Origin of the sequence: Paucibacter sp. XJ19-41 (genome assembly GCF_028462495.1) — a bacterium.
GTDB lineage: Bacteria > Pseudomonadota > Gammaproteobacteria > Burkholderiales > Burkholderiaceae_C > Roseateles_E.
The window spans coordinates 1-1075 of sequence record NZ_JAQOWX010000273.1 but is presented as its reverse complement, the minus strand read 5'-3'; the positions used below and the strand labels follow the sequence as shown (position 1 = coordinate 1075).

The following is a 1075-nucleotide window of genomic DNA, read 5'->3' as shown; positions in this document are numbered from 1 at the left end:
GGGCCGCCGCCACCGCGCTGGCGCGGGCGCGGCGCGCGTTCAGCACGGCCGCGAAGCCGGCCACCAGCGCGATATAGACGAACACGCCCCAGATCGCCCGCCACAGCACCAACTGCTGCAAGGTGGCCTCGGCATGGTCGGCGCCGAACAGCCACCAGGCGGTCAGGAACTCCAGCCCCTGCCATAGCGCGGCGAACAGCAGGGCTGCGAGCGCATGCAGGCCGAGGCTGGCCGGCGCGCCCCAGCTGCGGCGCTGCAGCCAGCCCACCCAGGGCAGCACGCCCACGCCCAGCAGCATCGGCGGCCACAGGCTCAGCGTGGCCTGGTAGACCGCGCCCCAGAGCTGCCAGATGCCGCGCTGCAGCTCGGTGCCGGCCATCGCATAGAGCATCCAGCTCAGCAGGCACAGGCCGGCATAGGCAAGCCAGAGCTTGTGATTGCTGTCGGCGGGGCGTGGGCTCGATCGGGGCATGGCGCCATCTTAGGATGCGCCCGCCCGCTGGCGGCGGCGGCGGGGATCAAGTGCCGGATCGCGGGCACGAGGCGCCAGTTGGGGGGCGGCGAACGACAGCGGCATAATCCAGCCCTTACTCACGAACAAACGCCAGCGGAGCGCATCATGGCCTCGGTCAATAAAGTCATTCTCATCGGCAACCTCGGTCGCGACCCCGAGCTGCGCTACAACCCCAGCGGCGTGGCCTTCTGCACCATCAGCCTGGCGACCACGCGCAACTGGAAGAACCGCGAGTCCGGCGAGAAGCAGGAAGAGACCGAATGGCACCGTGTCGTGTTCAACGACAAGCTGGCCGAGATCGTCGGCCAGTACTGCAAGAAGGGCCGCCCGCTCTATGTCGAAGGTCGTCTGCGCACCCGCAAATGGCAGGACAAGGAAGGCCGCGATACCTACACCACCGAGATCATCGCTGACCAGATGCAACTGCTGGGCGGCCGTGACGGCGGTGACGAGGGTGGCGGCGGTGGTGGCAGCAGCTACGGCGGCGGCCGCAGCGCCGGCGCTGGCCGTGGCGCCGACCGTGGTGACGATTTCGACGCCCCGGCACCGGCCCCCCGCGCC

The 1075-nt window shown here is 69.8% G+C and carries 2 protein-coding genes; one reads left to right on the top strand and one right to left on the bottom strand.

Annotation, left to right across the window (positions count from 1 at the left end; translation table 11 throughout):
• Positions 1-472 (bottom strand): hypothetical protein (locus PO768_RS28910; RefSeq protein ID WP_272648807.1); only part of this gene is annotated, 472 nt, incomplete at its 3' end.
• Positions 473-619: 147 nt separating this feature from the next.
• Here PO768_RS28910 and ssb point away from each other — a divergent pair.
• Positions 620-1075: single-stranded DNA-binding protein (gene ssb / locus PO768_RS28905; protein WP_272648806.1), on the top strand; the 456-nt coding region annotated here is incomplete at its 3' end.